Genomic DNA, 16,944 nt, shown 5'->3' on the forward strand with positions numbered 1-16,944 from the left:
CATCGGAGAGGGGGACGTGATGAGAGGTGGTCTGGACGAGACACTGGCCCGGCTGGCACGCCGTGAGGAGGCCCGCCGTCGCCGGTCGGCCGACCAGGGCGCGGAGGCCGACGACGGCGTGTCGACCCTGGCCTTCGAGGCCACCGGCCGGGCGACCACGGGCCCGGCCTACCCCATAGCGGCACCGACCGGGCCGGGGCAGCCCGGCACGGGGCCGACCGGGCCGGGGCCGACCGGGCCGGGGCAGGCGGAACTGGTTCGGACCAGGCCCGGGCGGACCGGGGCGGGAGGGCCCGCCGCCGGGTCCGACCCGGTGGAGGAGGTGGCCGAGGCGGTCCGCCGGGTGGTCGCCGCCCATCCCGGCCTGACCGTGGCGCTGCGGGTCGAGTACGCCGGGCGGACGTACCCGCTGCGGGTCGAGCGGACGGACACCGGGGACCGCAACGGGCGGACGGACGCCGGGGCGCGGGCCCCGGTCGACCCGTCGGCCACCCCACCGCCGGCCTGGCCGCTGGCGGACCGGAACCCACCGGCCTGGACGCCGGCCCGGGAGATGCCCGGCGTCGACCCGGCGGCCCGGCTGGCCGAACTGATCCGTCGCGACCCCACCCTGCTGGACAACGACGACTGACCGCCGGGTGTCCGCAGCGACGGGCGGCTACTGTCGGGCGATGCCCGAACCGGACCTGACCCTGACCGCCAGCCTGCGCCCGGCCGCGCTGGACGCCCGACGCGGCATCGTCCGGCTGCACCCGGAGGTGCTGACCGCCTTGGCGCTGCGCCCGGGTGACCCGGTACGGCTGGCCGGCAGGCGGGTGACCGCCGGGATCGTCGCGCCCGCCGAGCCGACCGCCAGCGCCGCCCTGCTCTACGCCGACGACCTCACGCTGGGCAACCTCGGTCTGCGCGACGGCGGTCAGGTGACGGTGGCCCCGGCCCCGGTCACCCCGGCCCGGCGGGTGACCCTGGCCGGCCCGGTGGCGGTGGTCGCCGCAGTCTCCCCGGAGATGCTCCGGCTCGCCCTGCTCGGCAAGATGGTCACCGAGGGTGACAACGTCTCCCTGCTGCCCCAGGACGTCCTCCCCGACGCCTCGGTGCGCGGCCTGGTCGAGGCCGCCCGACGCAGCCTCGCCAACACCGTCGGGTACGCCTGGACGAGCACCCTGCTGACCGTGGTCGCCGCCGAACCGGAGACCGGCGCCCTGGTGACCATGGACACCGTGGTCGGCTGGGAACACGGCCAGGTCACCCACGGTTCCTCCGGCCCGGCCCGCCCGGACCGGGGTCGGACCACCCGCGCCGACGGCCCCTCGCCCGGCCGGTCCACCGGCACCCCCGCCGGCCCGGCGGCAGGCACCTCGATGGGTCCGGTCGCGACCGCCGCCGGGGCAGCGGACGGCGAGTCGGCGTACGACGACGACGTGCCGCACGTGGACGAGCTACCCGGGCTGCGCGCCCAGGCCGAGGAGCTGACCGAACTGCTGGACCTGGGTTTCCACCACGGGGAGGTGTTGGGCCGGCTGGGCACCACGGTCTCGCTCGGCGTGCTGCTCAGCGGGCCGGCCGGCTCGGGCAAGTCGGCGCTGGTGCGGGCGGTGGCCAAGGCGGTCGGTGCCCGGGTACGCCCGCTGTGGGCGCCGGAACTCGCCGCGCTGACCAACGACGCGGCGGCCCGCCGGCTGCGCGAGGCCGCCGCCGACCTGGCCGACGGCGGGCCGTCGGTGTTGCTGGTCACCGACGTGGAGGCGCTGGCCCCGGCCGAGGACGCCGGCCCGCTGGCCACCGTGTTCCGGCAGGTGCTCGCCCGGGCTGTCCGATCGGGTACGGCGGTGGTGTGCACCACCTCGCGCCCGGAGTCGGTCGACCCGGGACTGCGCGCACCCGACCTGTTGTCGCTGCGGATCACGGTGCCGCTGCCCGATCCGGCGCTGCGCCGGGAGCAGTTGACCGTGCTGACCCGGCAGGTGCCGCTGGCCGAGGACGTCCGGTTGGACGAGGTGGCCGGGCGTACCCCCGGGTTCGTCGCCGCCGATCTGGCCGCGCTGGTGCGGGAGGCCGGGGTGCGGGCGGCGCTGCGGCAGAAGACGGCCGAGACGCCGACGGTGGCGATGGCCGACTTCTCGGCGGCGTTGGAGGTGGTCCGGCCGACCACCATGGCGTCGTCCACCCTGGAGCTGGCCACTGTCACCCTCGACGACGTCGGCGGGCTGGGGGAGGTGAAGCAGACCCTCACCGAATCGGTGCTCTGGCCGCTGACCTACCCGGACACCTTCGCCCGGTTGGGGGTGCAGCCACCCCGGGGGGTGCTGCTCTACGGGCCGCCCGGCTGCGGCAAGACCTACCTGGTGACCGCCCTGGCCGGGACCGGGCGGGCGAACGTGCTGTCGGTGAAGGGCGCCGAGTTGCTCTCCAAGTGGGTCGGCGAGAGCGAGCGGGCGGTCCGCGAACTGTTCCGCCGGGCCCGCGAGGCCGCGCCGACGCTGGTGTTCCTCGACGAGATGGACGCGCTGGCCCCGGTGCGCGGCCAGGCCACCGACGGCGGTACGACCGACCGGGTGGTAGCCGCGTTGCTGACCGAGTTGGACGGGGTGGAGGCGCTGCGCAACGTGGTGGTGGTCGGGGCGACCAACCGGCCGGATCTGGTCGACCCGGCCCTGCTGCGCCCCGGCCGGCTGGAACGCCTGGTGTACGTGCCGCCGCCGGACGGCCCCGCCCGGGCGGAGATCCTCCGGGCCGCGTCCCGCGCCGTGCCGCTCGCCGAGGACGTCGACCTGGCCGCGCTCGGCGAGGAGTTGGCCGGCTTCTCCGCGGCGGACTGCGCGGCGCTGGTGCGGGAGGCGGCGCTGGCCGCGATGCGGGAATCGCTGTCCGCCGCCACGGTCACCGCCGCCCACGTCGCCACCGCCCGCGACCGGGTCCGTCCCTCCCTGGACCCCGCGCAGGTGGCCTGGCTCGCCGCCTATGCGGACAAGCACGCGGGCTGACCAGCGCGTGGTCCCGGGCAGGCGGGCCAGGAGCGGGACCGGCGAGCTGGTCAGCCTGGCCGTGAGATGCCTGGCCGACCATGGGGTGTGTGGGCCGGCCAGTTCGGGCGTGTCGCCGCGAACAAGTAGATGTTGCAGGGAGCGGTATGCCTGAGCGGCATGAATATGACAGCCCGGCATACCGCTCCCTGTGGAAGCACGGGTGCCGACGGCACGCCGCCCTCGACGCATGCCGTCGCCGCACCCGGCGACGCCAGTGCCCGACCCGCGTCGCCGCACCCGGCGACGCCAGGTGCCCGACACACCGACCCGTGCCGCCGTTCGCCCCGGGACCAGCGATCCGCTGCTGTGCCGATGGTTCACCCCGGCGACGAGGGGTCAGCCGGCGGCGGGCGGAGTCGCGTCGAGCGAGAGCTCCGCGTACACCTTCTCGCCTTCTTCACGTAGTTTCGCGCCGCACTTGCGCAGCACCGTGATGGCTCCCACGTTGTCCGGGGTGGTGTCCGCGACGACGGAGTGCATGCCGGCCGCCGCCGCGGTGTTCAGCAACTCCCGCAGGGCGGCGGCACCGAGCCCTCGCCCCCGGGCCGACCGGCCGAGCCACATCCCGGTCTCCGCCACTCCGGGGGCCGCACAGCGGGCCATCCGCACCATGCCGACCACCTCGCCGCCGACGAGCACCGCGAACATCAGGGTGCGGGTCGGTCCGTCCAGCCCACCGAAACTGGCCCGGTGGAACTCCCGGAACGCCTCCCGACGGGCGTGCGACCAGCCGGCGGGGGCGTCCACAGGGGGCATGACATCACTCGGCTCAGCCTCCGCCGCCGCTACGGAGAGCAACGACTCCAGGTTCGCCTCGTCCACCGGTTCCAGCCGTACCGCACCTGTCACGTGCCGCAGTCTGCCGTCCGCACCGGCTGCCGTCCACCCCTTTCCGCGGGTGACTGGCGGTCTGGTCGGAGGTCTCGTCCGGTCGTCCCACCGGCGCAGGCCACCTCACGCTCCGTTGTCACGGCTGCGCCGCCCTGGTGGGCCCTCGGCACCGGCTCCGGGGCGTTCAGCGACGTCGGTTGCGGGCCCGGGAGGCGCGTAGCCGACGCAGCCGGCCGATCAGCAGCGGTTCGGCGACCAGCGCGGCGGGACGGTCCAGCAGGCCGTTGAGCAACTGGTAGTAGCGGGTGGCGGAGAGCCCGAAGGTGTCCCGGATGGCCTGTTCCTTGGCCCCGGCGTGCCGCCACCACTGCTGTTCGAAGGCGAGGATGCGCAGCTCCCGCTCGGTCAACTCGTCGCCGCCCGTCGCCGCCCGCTCACCGGCCCGCTCGGCCCCGGTCAGCTCGTCGCCACCGACGGACGCCCGCTCGGCATCCGGGGCAGACCGTGGCGAGGGCACCTGCGACGGCGTGTCGACCGGCTCCGGCGACGGCTCGGACCGGGGAACGGCGTCGGCGGGCGGCATGGCGCTCCTCGGCAGGGTGGACGGCCGGGCGGGGAAACCCAGCTTAACCAGGGTGGGCGACGCTCCGCCCCGGACGGGTGAGGCACACCGCAGACGACGGGCGGGCCCGCGCCGACCGTCGGTCGACACGGGCCCGCCGCATCCGGGTACCGCCCGCACCGGGGGCGGCACCCGGCTCAGGTGACGTCGCGCCGACGCATCATCCAGAACGCGGCCACCACCACCACGGCGGTGCCGATGCCGAACACCAGCGCCGAGTCCTGCCAGGTCACCAGCATCTCCTTCGGCGTGCACTCGCCCTGGGAGAAGTCGCAGGATCGGTAGTCGACCAGCTTCCACTGCTTCTGGAACCAGGCCAGCGCATAGGTGGAGAGCACCCAGCGGTCCCCGAACCGGACCCCGGCGATCGTGGTGGCGACCCGGATGCCGATCTCGCTGACCACCCCGACGCCGACGGCCACGCCGAGCGCCATCGCGGTGTGCCGGCCCAGCGAGGCCAGCGCGAAGGCCACCGCGCCGACGGCGAGGATCAGCCCCAGCGCCCGCAGGCCGCTGATCCCGGCGGACTGCCAGACCCCGGAGGTGACCTTCGCGGTGGTCCCCCGGTAGGTGCCGATCAGCCAGAAGGCCAGTGTCCACAGCGCGCCGAGCACCACGGTCACCCCGGTCAGGATGGTGAGCACGGCGGCCAGCTTGGTGCCGAGCACGGTGAGCCGTTTCGGCCGCCACAGCAGCAGGTTCATCATCCCGCCGCTGCTCCACTCGGCCCCCACGAACGAGGCGCCGATCAGGAAGGCGAACAGCGCCACCGCTCCGGCGAAGACGGCGATGAAGATCCCGAACTCGCCCCGGAAGTCGAACTGGTAGGGCAGGTTCCACTTCGGGTCGAACATGTCCGCGGTGGGCTGCCAGTCCCGGCCGCAGTTCGGGCCGTACCGGTCCTCGGTCTGCTCGCCACGGGCCTTGGCCGCGTCGCACTCGACGATCGAGCGTTCCCAGCTCTTGACGGCGTCGCGGAAGTTCGCGTCCGACTCGGCCTGCGCCTGGGCGATCACCGCCGGTGAGAGCTTGTGGCTGGAGAAGGTGAAGGCGGTGACGATGCCGGTCAGGCCGAGCACGAGCAGGACCAGCATGACCCGGGTGAGCCGGCGCTTGGCCAGCCGACGCAGCTCGGTGACGTACAGGCTCATGCGCCCCACCCTCCCGTGGTGCCGCCGGCGTGGCCCGGCTCGCCGATCTTGGCGGACTGATCGACCTGGCGGTGCTGACCGGGGACCGGCGCGGTGGCGGTGATCTCCAGGAAGACGCTCTCCAGGTCCACCGCGACCGGGGCCAGTTCGCTGACGTACAGGTGCTGTTCGGCGAGCAGCCGGCTGACCGTGGCCGGCTTGTCGACGCCGGCCAGCATCAGGTGGTCGGGGTGGCGGGTGACCGCGACACCGGCCCGGCCGAGCAGTTCGGCGGCGGCGGCGAGGTCCTCGGCGGCATCCAGCCGCACCCGTACGCCACCGTGCGAGTGCTGGGCCAGCACCTGCTCCACCGGGCCGGCGGCGACCCGGCGGCCCAGCGAGATGATGGTGACCTCGTCGCAGATGAGCTGGATCTCGCCGAGGATGTGGCTGGAGAGCACCACGGTCATCCCGGATTCGGCGAGGGTGCGCATCAGGGTGCGCATCTCCCGGATGCCGCCCGGGTCGAGGCCGTTGGCCGGCTCGTCGAGGATCAGCAGCTTGGGGTTCTTGAGCAGGGCGGACGCGACGGCGAGCCGCTGCTTCATGCCGAGTGAGTAGGTCTTGACCCGCTCATCGGCCCGGTCCCGCAACCCGACCAGTTCCAGCACCTCGTCGACCCGTACGGCGGGGACGTCGCCGGCCCCGGCCAGCAGGGACAGGGTGTCCCGGGCGGAGAAGTGCGGGAAGAACTGCGGGCTCTCCACGATCGCGCCGACCTGACCGGCGACGGTGGGGAGCGCGGCGGGCACCTCCTGGCCGAGGATGGCCATCCGCCCGCCGTCGGGCTGGATCAACCCGAGCAGAGTACGCAGGGTGGTGGTCTTCCCCGACCCGTTGGGGCCGAGGAAGCCGTGCACCTGACCGGCCTCCACCCGCATGTCGAAGCCGTCCAGCGCGTTGCGGACACCGCGCCGACGACTCTTGTACGTCTTACGTAGACCTTCGATCTCCAGGACAGCCGACAAGCTGCGCCTCCCCCGATGGTGGCTGATGACAGCGGTCACCATACTCGGTATACCCGCCAGGGCAATACCCGGTATGCATCGGTGCGTGGATCGCTACCGACGGTGTACCAACGAGTGACTCAGGCGCAGACTACGGTCACGCCGGCGGCGCGGAACGCATCGACCAGCTCGGGGGCCGCCCCGGAGTCGGTCACCAGGGTCTCCACCCGCTCCACCGGGCAGATCCGGGCGAACGCGTGACCGCCCAGCTTGGACGAGTCCGCGATGATCACGACCCGCTTGGCCCGCGCCACCATCAGGTTGTTCATCGCCGCCTCCCCCTCGTGGTGGGCGGCCGCACCCAACTGCGGATCGAGCGCGTCCACGCCCAACAGGGCGACGTCCAGGGTGACCTCGCGCAGCAACGCCCCACCGAGCGGCCCGACCAGCTCGAACGACTTCGGCCGCACCACACCCCCGGCGACCACCACCTTCATCCGGGACCGGACCAGCAGCTCGTTGGCGATGTTCAGGGCGTTGGTGACCACGGTGAGCTGGGCACCCTCGGCGTTGGTGTTCAGGTCGGGGCGGACGGCCAGGGCGCGCGCCACCTCGGTGCTGGTGGTGCCGCCGTTGAGGCCGACCACGGTGCCGGGGGAGACGAGCGCCGCGGCGGCGGCACCGATCCGCTGCTTCTCGGCCGAGTGCTTGGCCGTCTTGTAGCGCAGCGGCAGGTCGTACGAGACGCCGTTGGCGACCGCGCCACCCCGGGTCCGGGTGATCATCTGCTGCTGGGCGAGCTGGTCGAAGTCACGCCGGATGGTGGCCTGGGAGACGTCCAGCCGATCGGCGGCTTCCTCCACGCTGACCCGCCCGCTGCCGGTGAGCATCTCGAGCAGAGCGTTCCACCTGGCGTAGCGGTCCACGGGGGGCCTCCGACTCTGCACCAAGGGTGATCGATTGCGTGCACAGTAGTGCGCGAAACTCCCGGTGCGCAAAACCCGCGACTGCGCGGTCCCGGGCCAGGTTGCCACGCGCACCCCCGTTCGCGCAGAATAACGCGCGAAAGACGGTGGTAATGAGCCGTATTGCGCACCTCCCTCCCCTGTGCGAGGAGTTCCCATGGCGTATGTCGACGCGGAGATCGCCAGCCAGCCCGACTGCTGGCGGGAGGCGGCCCGGCTGGTCGGCACCGTCGCCGCCGGCCTCCCCCAGCCCGGCGAGCGGGTCGCCGTCGTCGGCTGCGGCACGTCGTGGTTCATGGCCATGGCGTACGCCGGGCTGCGCGAGCGGGCCGGCCACGGCGAGACCGACGCCTTCCAGGCCAGCGAGTTCCCCGCCGGGCGCCGCTACGACCGGCTGATCGCGATCACCCGCTCCGGCACCACCACGGAGGTACTCGACCTGCTCGCCGCGCTGCGCGGCCGGACACCCACCACCGTCCTGGTCGGTGACCCCGGCTCGCCCGCCGTCACGTTCGCCGACACGGCCGTGCCGATGCCCTTCGCCGACGAGCGCTCGGTGGTGCAGACCCGGTTCGCCACCACCGCACTGGCGCTGCTCCGCGCCCACCTCGGCGACAACGTCGAGGCGCTGGCCGCCGACGCGGAGGTCGCCGTCCGGGCCCCGCTGCCGCTCGACCCGGCCCGCATCGACCAGGCCACCTTCCTCGGTCGCGGCTGGACGGTCGGGCTGGCCCAGGAGGCCGCCTTGAAGTGCCGCGAGGCGGCCACCTTCTGGGCCGAGGCGTACCCGGCGATGGACTACCGGCACGGCCCCATCTCGATCGCCGCGCCCGGCCGGCTGGTCTGGGCCTTCGGGGAGCTGCCCGACGGGCTGCCGGAGGACGTGGCGGCGACCGGGGCGGCGTTCGTCCACAGCCGGCACCACGGCTGCCACACCGTGCTGGGCAGTTGGGCGGCCGGCCGGACCCCGGTCGACCCGATGGCCGACCTGATCCTGGCCCAGCGTTTCGCGGTGGCCCTGGCGACCAGCCGGGGTCTGGACCCGGACGCGCCCCGGCACCTGACCCGCTCAGTGGTGCTGGCATGACCGACGGGCCGGGCGACGGCGAACAACTCGTCGTCGCGTTGGACGTCGGCGGCACCGGCATGAAGTGCGCCCTGGTCCGCCCGGACGGCAGCGTGGCGCACGCCGAACGGCACCCGACCGACGCCGGGCGCGGCCCGGACGCCGTGGTGGAGACCGTCCTGGCGGTCGCCGAGGGGCTGGCCGACCGGGCCCGCGCCGCCGGGTCGACCCCGGTGGCCTGCGGCGTCGCCGTGCCCGGGGTGGTCGACGAGGCCGCCGGGGTGGCGGTCTGGTCGGCGAACGTCGGCTTCCGGGACGTACCACTGCGGAAGCTGGTAGGTGCACGGCTCGGGCTGCCGGCGGTGCTCGGCCACGACGTGCGGGTGGGCGGGATCGCCGAGGCCCGGCTCGGCGCCGGCCGGGACGCCCGGCACGTGCTCTTCGTCGCGATCGGCACCGGCATCGCCGCCGCGCACGTGGTCGCCGGGTCGGCCGCCGTCGGCGCGCACGGTGCGGCCGGCGAGATCGGCCACATCCTGGTACGCCCCGACGGCCCGCGCTGCGGCTGCGGCCGGCCCGGCTGCCTGGAAGCCGTCTCGTCCGCCTCGGCCATCGCCCGCCGCTACGCCGAACTGGCCGACGCAACGACGCAGGCCGGCCCGCCCGGAGTCGGCACCGCAGCACCTCCGGCCGGCGCGGCAACGCGCCCGGCCGGTACGGCGGTGAGCGCGGCCGAGGTGGCCGGGCGGGCGGCGGCCGGTGAGGAACTGGCCGGGCAGGTGTGGCGGGAGGCCGTCGAGGCGCTCGCCGACGGGCTCGCCACCGGGCAGGCCCTCTACGACGTGGACACCATGGTCATCGGCGGCGGTCTGGCCCGGGCCGGCGAGCAACTGCTCGGCCCGCTCCGCGCCACCCTGCACGAACGGATGACCTTCCATCGGGAGCCGCGCCTGGTCGCGGCGGCCCTCGGCGACGAGGCCGGCTGCCTCGGTGCCGCCCTGCTCGCCCTCGACAGTCTGGAGAGACGATGACCCAGCGGGTGACCGGCAAGGTGGTGACCCCGACCGGCGTGGTCCGGCAGGGGTGCGTGGAGCTGGACGGCGAGCGGATCACCGCGGTCGCCGAGTATCCGGCCAAGCGCGACGGGCACTGGATCGTGCCGGGTTTCGTGGACATGCACACCCACGGCGGGGGCGGGCACACCTTCACCACCGGTGACGCCGACGCCGCCCGGGAGGCCGCCGCGTTCCACCTGCGACACGGCACCACCACCCTGCTGGCCAGCCTGGTCAGCTCCCCGTTCGACCTGATGCGCGCGGCGACCGCCGCATTCGCGCCGCTGGTCCGCGAGGGCGTGCTGGCGGGCGTCCACTTCGAGGGGCCGTACCTGTCGGCGGCCCGCTGCGGCGCGCAGAACCCGGAGTTCCTCCGCGACCCGTCCACCGAGGAGTTGGAGCAGCTCATCGCGGAGGGGGCGGGGACGGTACGGATGGTCACCCTGGCCCCGGAGCGCCCCGGCGCGCTGGACGCGATCAAGCTGCTCACCTCGCACCGGGTGGTCGCCGCCGTCGGCCACACCGACGCGACCTGGGAGCAGACCCGGGCCGCCGTCTCGGCCGGGGCGAGCGTCGGCACCCACCTGTTCAACGGGATGCGCCCGCTGCACCACCGCGAGCCCGGCCCGGTGGTGGCCCTGATGGAGGCCCCGAACGTGGTCTGTGAGCTGGTCGCCGACGGGGTGCACCTGCACGACGGCATGCTCACCTTCGCCACCGCCGTGGCCGGCCCGGAACGGGTCGCGCTGATCACCGACGCGATGGCCGCCGCCGGCATGCCCGACGGCGAGTACGAGCTGGGCGGCCAGCCCGTCGCCGTGGCCGCCGGGGTGGCCCGGCTGGCCCACGACGGGGCGATCGCCGGCAGCACCCTCACCATGGACGCGGCGCTGCGGCACGCCGTCACCGCCGGCATCCCGATCGCCGACGCGGCACGGATGGTCGCCACCACCCCGGCCCGGGCCATCGGTCTGGGTGACCGGGTCGGCGCCCTCCAGGCGGGTCTCCGCGCCGACCTGGTGGTGCTCGACGACGAGCTGAACGTGGTGCGGGTGATGCGCGCCGGCACCTGGCTCGACTGACACCTGTCCCGGGCCGACGGCAGGTCCGCTCCTTCCGGCAGGGTCGAGCCGGCCGGAAGGAGCGCGGATCAGGGCGCGGGGACCTCGACGCCCAGGACGGCCTGCTCGTCGGGCCGGTGCACCAGCACGTCGGACAGGTAGGACTGCACCGCCGGCCCCATCCCCACGTCCCGGCGGGCCCGCTCGGAGAGCAGCCACTTGTGCTCGATGATCTGCGCGAAGATCTCCTGCGGTTCCAGCTTGTGGCGCAGGTGCGCGGGGACCGCCCGGACGACCGGCTCGAAGACCTCGGTCAGCCAGCGGTGGGCCGCCTGCTGCTCGTCGGTCAGGTCGCTCTCCACCCGGTAGGCGTCCAGGTCGTTGAGGAGCCGACGGGCCTGGTTCTCCTCGGCGTCGAGGCCGGTGAGCCGGATCAGCCGTCGGGTGTGGTAACCGGCGTCGACGACCTTCGGACGGACCAGGTAACGCCCGTGGTCGACCGTCGACAGGGCCACCTCGGCCACGTCGAAGCCCAGGTCGTTGAGGCGGCGGATCCGGCCCTCGATGTCGTGCCGGGCCTCCCGCTCGACCTGCTGCTCGTAGGTGATCTCGTGCCAGAGCCGCTCGTAGCGCTGCACGACCTCCTCGCAGACCACCTCCGGGTCGATCGACTCGTGCAGCAGCCCGGCCGCCTGGAGGTCCAGCGCCTCGCCGAAGATGTTGACCCGGGCGATCTCCAGGTCCTCACCGCGCTGCCCGTTGGACAACGAGCGGTGCAGCGCACCGGTCTCGGCGTCGACCAGGTAGGCGGCGAACGCCCCGGCGTCCCGGCGGAACAGGGTGTTGGACAGCGAGCAGTCGCCCCAGAAGAAGCCCGTCAGGTGCATCCGGACCAGCAGCACGGCGAGGGCGTCGAGCAGCCGGCCCATCGTCTCCGGACGCAGCGTGCGGGAGAACAGCGCCCGGTAGGGCAGCGAGAACTGGAGGTGCCGGGTGATCAGCACCGGGTCCAGCGGGGTGCCGTCGTCGGCCTGCCGGTCGGCCACGATCGCGATCGCCTCCACCGACGGGAAGCCGATCCGTTCCAGCGCCCGCAGCAGGTCGTACTCGCGTTCGGCGACCCGCTCCCCGGTCTCCTTGACGGCATACACGTAGTCGCCGAGACGGACGAACCGGACGATGTGCCGGGAGATGCCCTGCGGCAGCGCCACCAGGTGCCGGGCAGGCCACTCCTCCAGCGGGGTCGACCAGGGGAGATCGAGCAGCGCCGGGTCGACGAGGGCCGAGGTGATCCGCACGGGACAAGTGTGCCGGCAACCCCCGGCGTACGCCTCCCTTCGTGGTTCGACACACATCGACCCCGGGCCGCGAGATCCCCCGCCACGCCACGCCAGGCCACGGGCCGCGCCACCACGGCCGCCGGGGTGGGCCGGTAGCGTGATCGCATGCGGGAGACCACCACGACGGTACGCGGCGGAGCACGGCTCCGGCCGGTCCGCCCGGCCGGCTGGTGGTGCGACCTGCTGCTGCTCACCGCCCTGGTCGGCCTGACCGTGGCGCTCGCCACCGACCACCTCTTCGGCATCGACCGGGCGGTCGCCGACTGGGCGGACGCACACCGGCCGGCCGCCGCCTACTGGGTCGCCCGAGTGCTCAACCTGATCGGCCAGGGCACCCCGTTGGCGCTGTTGGCCGCCGCCCTGGGGGTGCTGCTGGCCGTCCGGCTCCGCTCGGTCCGCCCGGTGCTGCCCCCGGTGGTCGCCTTCGTGCTCACCCTGCTGACCATCGGCCCGCTCAAGGTGTGGACGGCCCGCCCGGCCCCCACCGCCAGCATCAAGGAACCCTTCCTGCCGCCGGAACGGACCCTGCCGCTGTTCCAGCACGACCTGCCGGTCGGCTACGCCCAGTCGTACCCTTCGGGGCACGTGGCCGGCGCGATGGTCTGGTACGGGGTACTCGCCCTGCTGCTCGCCCCGCTGCTGCGGACCGTCGGTCGGCGGATGCCCCGACCGCTGGTCACCGCCGTCTGGCTGGTGCCGACGCTGGTGCTCCTGTGCACCACCACCTACCTGGGCTGGCACTGGTTGACCGACTCGGTGGCCGGGCTGCTGCTCGGGCTGCTGCTCGATCGGTTGCTGCGCCGGTTCCCCTGGGACGACCTGCCGTTACCGGGCCGGTTGCGCCACCGGGACCGCCCGTTCACCTCCGACGCCTAGCTGGGCCGCGATATCGTCCGGTGGCGAACGTGACGCCTTGCCCCGGCGAAGCGGAGCGAGGGATACGAAGATCGCCGCCCCGCCCTGGGCCAACTGTCCGCTTCCCGCCCGCCGGACGACGGAAGGCTGCCTGACAACGGACGAGAAATCGTCAAGCCTGTATCCGGCGGAGCCCGTCCGGCAGGCAGGCAGGCAGGCAGGCAGAGGAGGATGCCCATGTTTCTGCGAATCAGGGTCGTCGCGACGGCGGTGGCCGTCGCCATGCTCGGCGCTCTCGCCACTTCCGCAGCGCCGGCGTCGGCTTCCGTCAGCCAGGGGTACGTCGCGGGTGCGGGGACGTGGACGGACGACTGGGCGGATGAGGGCCCCATCTCCGCCTCGACGCGCCCGCACCACAACGTCGTCGCCATGTGGCAGATGATCCTGTGGGCCGACGGCTATCTCGACCGCTCCGGGATCGACTGTCGGTTCGGGCCGGTCACGACCGCCGCCACGACGAAGTGGCAGAGCGACCGCGGCCTACGCAGCGACGGCGTCGTCGGCTCCGGGACCCTGACCAAGGCGGCAACCCGCCTCAGCGTGTACGAGTCGTGGTTCTACTACGACGGTGCCGGCACCAACTTCATCTATTTCGGTCGCCGCGCCGACGGTAGGTGGGACATGAGCCTCGGCCCCGACCTGGAGTGGCAACTCCTCTCGTACGCCTACGCGAACTTCAGCATCTGCTCCTGACCGTACGTCGGATGACTGCCGGGTGAGTGCGTTGCCGGTTACGCCTCACGACCGTGGACAACGCGCACCGAACACCATGACCGGCGCGGAGACCAGGCGGTGAAGTTGCCGGGCCGGTTGCGCGGCGGGGACCGCCCGTTCACCTCCGACCCCTAGCCTGCCGTGGTGGATCGACTGAGCCGGCGGTTGGGCGTACCCGATGCGGTGGTCGTCGGGCTCGGGGCGATGCTCGGTGCGGGCGTCTTCGTGGTCTTCGCCCCGGCCGCCGCCGCGGCCGGTGGCGGCGGGCTGCTGGTGGCGCTGGCGCTGGCCGGGTTCATCGCCTACGGCAACGCGACCAGCTCGGCCCGGCTGGCGGCCCACTACCCGGAGTCCGGCGGCAGCTACGTCTACGGCCGGGAACGCCTCGGCCCGTTCGCCGGGTTCCTCGCCGGCTGGGGTTTCGTGGTCGGCAAGACGGCGAGCTGCGCGGCGATGGCGCTGACCATCGGGGCGTACCTGTGGCCGGGGCAGGCCCGACTGGTCGCGGTCGGCGCGGTGCTCGCGGTGACCGCGGTGAACCTGCGCGGCGTCACCCGGACCGTCGCCGCCACGACGGTGCTGGTGGTCGTGGTGCTGGCGGTGCTGGCCCTGGTCGCGGTGACCGGCCTGGCCGCCGGGAACGTCCGGCTCGACCGGCTCGCCGAGGGCGGCGGTACGGCCCGGGGCGTGCTGACCGCCGCCGGGCTGCTCTTCTTCGCCTTCGCCGGGTACGCCCGGATCGCCACCCTCGGTGAGGAGGTCCGCGACCCGGCCCGGACCATCCCCCGGGCGGTGCCGCTGGCCCTCGGGGCGGTGCTGGCGGTCTACCTGGTGCTCGCGGTGGTCGCGGTCGGCGTCCTCGGCCCGGAGCGGCTGGCAGCCTCCGCCACGCCGCTGGCCGACGTGGTGACCGTCGCCGGGCTGCCCGGTCTGGCCTGGGTGGTCCGGGCCGGGGCCACGGTGGCGGTGACCGGGGTGCTGCTCTCCCTGCTCGCCGGGGTGGGCCGGACGGTGCTGGCGATGGCCCGCCGCCGGGACGTGCCGGGCGCACTGGCCGCCGTGCACCCGGTCCGCCAGGTCCCGCACCGGGCCGAGCTGGCGGTGGCCGCCGTGGTGGTGGCGGTGGTGGCGCTCGGTGACGTACGCGGGGCGATCGGCTTCTCCAGCTGCACGGTGCTGGTCTACTACGCGATCACCAACGCCGCCGCGTTGACCCTGGGCCGGGACCCGGCCCGACGGCTGCCCGTCCGGGCGCTCGCCGCGCTGGGGCTGGTCGGCTGCCTGCTGCTCGCGGTCAACCTGCCGACCGCCAGCGTCCTCGCCGGTTTCGGCGTGCTCGCCCTCGGCGCGCTCTGGTACGCCCTCCGCCCCGGCCGCTAGTCACTCCTGCGGATCACGCGGGGTCGGCACCCCGGCGGGCGGCTGCTGCGGGGCCGGCGGCGGGGGCGGGGTGGTCTCGCGGATCAGGGCACCCAGCCCGGCCCGGCGGGCCACCACGGTCAGCCGGTCCCCCGCCGAGATCACCATCCGGGGGTCCGCCCGCCAGTCGGTCTTCTGGCCGACCCGGGAGTGGGCCAGCAGGCGCACCTCGCCGGGTCGGGCCACCGCGCTGAGCGGGCGGCCGTCCAGCGCGGCACCGGCCACCACCGGCACCTCCACCACCAGCAGGGCGTGCCGGTCGACCGGGATGGTGGCGATGACCGCCCGGTCCAGCAGTGCGGCGGCGAACGACGGCGCGGCCAGGTAGGACACGCTGCGCGAGATGCCGATGCCGAAGGCCCGCTGGATCCGCTCGGCGAAGTCACCGTCGAAGAGCCGCAGCACCACCCGCAGCTCCGGGTTGAGCGCCCGACCGTTCAACGCGGCCCGCAGGTTGACCCCGTCGTCGGTGGAGACCACCACCAGCGCCTGGCAGTGCTCCACCGAGGCCGAGCGCAACGTCTCCTCCCGGGCCGCGTCCCCGACGATCAGCGGTACGCCCAGCCGCCGGGCCAGCGCCGCACCCCGCGCCTCGGCACTCCGGTCGATCGCCACCACCTCGACGCCGAAGTCGTGCAGTTGCGCCATCACCCGGGTACCGATGTTGCCCAGCCCGACGACCACCACGTGCCCGGTACGTTCCGGTTGGATGCGACCGGCGTGCAGGGCCAGCCGGGCGTTGACGATGCCGTCGACCACCACGGCGGTGCTCAGCGGGATCAGCGCCAGCCCGGCCAGGTTGAGCACCACCTGCATGATCTGGGCGGCGGCCGGTTTGGCGACGTCCGGGTCCTGGCCGCTGAGCGTGGTGACCAGGGTCAGATAGAGCGCCTCCGTCCAGCTCACCTCGACCGCGCGGGCGTTCAGCCAACCGAGCAGCGCGATCACCCCGAGCAGGGTGAGCACCGCGATGCCGATCTTGCGGGTGGCGAAGCTGCGGACCGCCCGGAGCAGCACCGCGAGGGGCTGCCGGCGACGCCGGGCCCGGACCAGCCGGCGGGCCGCCAGCTCGGTGCCGGCCGGCTGGCCGGTCGCCTCGGCGAGCACCACGTCGGCGGCCTTCTCGTCGGCGGGCAGCACCCGGACCAGGTCCGGGTCGGTGGTGACCGCCAGCCCGCACACCACGTCGGCGGGACGGACGTCGTCCCGGCGGGCCACGTAGAGGGTACGGCCGCCGTGCCGGAAGTGGGTCGGGGCGACCTCACCGAGGGCGGCGGCGACGAACGCCGGGGCGGCCATCGAGGCGTCGGACAGGACCGCCGAGTCGGGGAAGAGCTGCCGCAGGCCGTTGGCGAGGCTGGTGTTGAACATCCGGACCACCAGGCGCAGCCGGGGTTCGACCTCCTGCGCGCAGAGCGCGGCGTGCATGTTGCCCACGTCGTCCTGGTGCAGCAGGGCCAACCCGTCCGCGCCGGCCAGGCCGGCCCGGCGGAAGGTGGCCTCGTCGAGCCGGTCGGCCCGGATCACCTGGACCCCGTCGATGTCCCGCCCGTCGGGGCCCTCCGAGCGGCGGCGCTCCGGCACGACCAGGGTGATCCGGACCCGGCCCTGGGCCAGCTCGGTGCCGAACAGCGCCCGGACCACCCAGTACGCCAGCGGGTCGTTGCCGCATATCACGTAGTGCGGGTGGGAGTCGCCGTTCATCCGCAGCCGCCAGCCGGTCGCGCGCCGGGCACGATCACGCAGGGGTTCGGCCATGCCCGGATGGTAGCCAGCCGGTCGCGGCGGGCGCA

At 74.2% G+C, this 16,944-nt stretch carries 15 protein-coding genes; 8 read left to right on the forward strand and 7 right to left on the reverse strand.

The window, feature by feature from the left end; genetic code table 11:
* Positions 1–19: 19 nt before the first annotated feature.
* Positions 20–631 carry a hypothetical protein gene (locus GA0070216_RS34595; RefSeq protein ID WP_091247490.1) on the forward strand — a complete coding sequence of 204 codons (612 nt, stop codon included), beginning with the start codon at positions 20–22 and terminating at the stop codon, positions 629–631.
* Positions 632–671: 40 nt separating this feature from the next.
* Positions 672–2,984, forward strand: a complete 2,313-nt coding sequence (locus tag GA0070216_RS18595) for an AAA family ATPase (RefSeq protein WP_091247492.1) — start codon at positions 672–674, stop codon at positions 2,982–2,984.
* Positions 2,985–3,362: 378 nt separating this feature from the next.
* Here GA0070216_RS18595 and GA0070216_RS18600 read toward each other — a convergent pair whose 3' ends face one another.
* From GA0070216_RS18600 to GA0070216_RS18620, 5 genes are all read right to left on the reverse strand, one after another.
* Positions 3,363–3,875 (reverse strand): GNAT family N-acetyltransferase, encoded by a 513-nt coding sequence (locus GA0070216_RS18600; protein WP_091247494.1) that lies wholly within the window; start codon positions 3,873–3,875, stop codon positions 3,363–3,365.
* A gap of 166 nt (positions 3,876–4,041) precedes the next feature.
* The gene (locus GA0070216_RS18605; RefSeq protein WP_091247497.1) at positions 4,042–4,440 is read right to left on the reverse strand and encodes a DUF3263 domain-containing protein; all 399 of its coding nucleotides are present in this window, start codon (positions 4,438–4,440) and stop codon (positions 4,042–4,044) included.
* A gap of 176 nt (positions 4,441–4,616) precedes the next feature.
* Entirely contained in the window at positions 4,617–5,630 is a 1,014-nt protein-coding gene (locus tag GA0070216_RS18610; protein ID WP_091247499.1) for an ABC transporter permease subunit, read from the reverse strand.
* Entirely contained in the window at positions 5,627–6,637 is a 1,011-nt protein-coding gene (locus GA0070216_RS18615) for an ABC transporter ATP-binding protein (RefSeq protein ID WP_091247501.1), read from the reverse strand. Before GA0070216_RS18615 ends, GA0070216_RS18610 begins: the two co-directional genes overlap by 4 nt.
* A gap of 119 nt (positions 6,638–6,756) precedes the next feature.
* Positions 6,757–7,542, reverse strand: coding sequence for a DeoR/GlpR family DNA-binding transcription regulator (locus GA0070216_RS18620; RefSeq protein ID WP_091247503.1), 786 nt, complete (start codon positions 7,540–7,542; stop codon positions 6,757–6,759).
* Positions 7,543–7,738: 196 nt separating this feature from the next.
* Between GA0070216_RS18620 and GA0070216_RS18625 the strand changes: the two genes are divergently transcribed.
* The 3 genes from GA0070216_RS18625 to nagA are packed head-to-tail and all read left to right on the forward strand — an operon-like array spanning position 7,739 to position 10,784.
* On the forward strand, positions 7,739–8,668 hold the full coding sequence (locus tag GA0070216_RS18625; RefSeq protein WP_091247505.1) for an SIS domain-containing protein: 930 nt from the start codon (positions 7,739–7,741) through the stop codon (positions 8,666–8,668).
* Positions 8,665–9,678 carry an ROK family protein gene (locus GA0070216_RS18630; protein WP_091247506.1) on the forward strand — a complete coding sequence of 338 codons (1,014 nt, stop codon included), beginning with the start codon at positions 8,665–8,667 and terminating at the stop codon, positions 9,676–9,678. Before GA0070216_RS18625 ends, GA0070216_RS18630 begins: the two co-directional genes overlap by 4 nt.
* Positions 9,675–10,784: an N-acetylglucosamine-6-phosphate deacetylase gene (nagA, locus tag GA0070216_RS18635; protein ID WP_091247508.1), complete on the forward strand. Its 1,110-nt coding sequence runs from the start codon at positions 9,675–9,677 to the stop codon at positions 10,782–10,784. Before GA0070216_RS18630 ends, nagA begins: the two co-directional genes overlap by 4 nt.
* Positions 10,785–10,852: 68 nt before the next feature.
* Here the strand turns inward: nagA and GA0070216_RS18640 are convergent, their stop codons facing one another.
* On the reverse strand, positions 10,853–12,061 hold the full coding sequence (locus GA0070216_RS18640; RefSeq protein WP_091247510.1) for a DUF4032 domain-containing protein: 1,209 nt from the start codon (positions 12,059–12,061) through the stop codon (positions 10,853–10,855).
* A gap of 147 nt (positions 12,062–12,208) precedes the next feature.
* Between GA0070216_RS18640 and GA0070216_RS18645 the strand changes: the two genes are divergently transcribed.
* From GA0070216_RS18645 to GA0070216_RS18655, 3 genes are all read left to right on the forward strand, one after another.
* Entirely contained in the window at positions 12,209–12,979 is a 771-nt protein-coding gene (locus tag GA0070216_RS18645) for a phosphatase PAP2 family protein (RefSeq protein WP_091247513.1), read from the forward strand.
* Between the two features lie 216 nt (positions 12,980–13,195).
* Positions 13,196–13,711 carry a peptidoglycan-binding domain-containing protein gene (locus tag GA0070216_RS18650; protein WP_176739039.1) on the forward strand — a complete coding sequence of 172 codons (516 nt, stop codon included), beginning with the start codon at positions 13,196–13,198 and terminating at the stop codon, positions 13,709–13,711.
* A gap of 165 nt (positions 13,712–13,876) precedes the next feature.
* Entirely contained in the window at positions 13,877–15,112 is a 1,236-nt protein-coding gene (locus tag GA0070216_RS18655; RefSeq protein WP_091247919.1) for an APC family permease, read from the forward strand.
* Here the strand turns inward: GA0070216_RS18655 and GA0070216_RS18660 are convergent, their stop codons facing one another.
* Complete coding sequence (locus GA0070216_RS18660; RefSeq protein ID WP_245722584.1) at positions 15,113–16,909, reverse strand: potassium channel protein; 1,797 nt, start codon at positions 16,907–16,909, stop codon at positions 15,113–15,115.
* Positions 16,910–16,944 lie beyond the last annotated feature (35 nt).

Source organism: Micromonospora matsumotoense, from assembly GCF_900091525.1.
In the GTDB taxonomy this organism is placed as follows: Bacteria; Actinomycetota; Actinomycetes; order Mycobacteriales; family Micromonosporaceae; genus Micromonospora; species Micromonospora matsumotoensis.

Bases quoted from the DNA above. Each gene is read 5' to 3' on its own strand.
- GA0070216_RS34595 (WP_091247490.1), top strand. From the start codon at position 20: ATGAGAGGTGGTCTGGACGAGACACTGGCCCGGCTGGCACGCCGTGAG.
- GA0070216_RS18595 (WP_091247492.1), top strand. From the start codon at position 672: ATGCCCGAACCGGACCTGACCCTGACCGCCAGCCTGCGCCCGGCCGCG.
- GA0070216_RS18605 (WP_091247497.1), bottom strand. From the start codon at position 4,440: ATGCCGCCCGCCGACGCCGTTCCCCGGTCCGAGCCGTCGCCGGAGCCG.
- GA0070216_RS18610 (WP_091247499.1), bottom strand. From the start codon at position 5,630: ATGAGCCTGTACGTCACCGAGCTGCGTCGGCTGGCCAAGCGCCGGCTC.
- GA0070216_RS18625 (WP_091247505.1), top strand. From the start codon at position 7,739: ATGGCGTATGTCGACGCGGAGATCGCCAGCCAGCCCGACTGCTGGCGG.
- GA0070216_RS18630 (WP_091247506.1), top strand. From the start codon at position 8,665: ATGACCGACGGGCCGGGCGACGGCGAACAACTCGTCGTCGCGTTGGAC.
- nagA (WP_091247508.1), top strand. From the start codon at position 9,675: ATGACCCAGCGGGTGACCGGCAAGGTGGTGACCCCGACCGGCGTGGTC.
- GA0070216_RS18645 (WP_091247513.1), top strand. From the start codon at position 12,209: ATGCGGGAGACCACCACGACGGTACGCGGCGGAGCACGGCTCCGGCCG.
- GA0070216_RS18650 (WP_176739039.1), top strand. From the start codon at position 13,196: ATGTTTCTGCGAATCAGGGTCGTCGCGACGGCGGTGGCCGTCGCCATG.
- GA0070216_RS18660 (WP_245722584.1), bottom strand. From the start codon at position 16,909: ATGGCCGAACCCCTGCGTGATCGTGCCCGGCGCGCGACCGGCTGGCGG.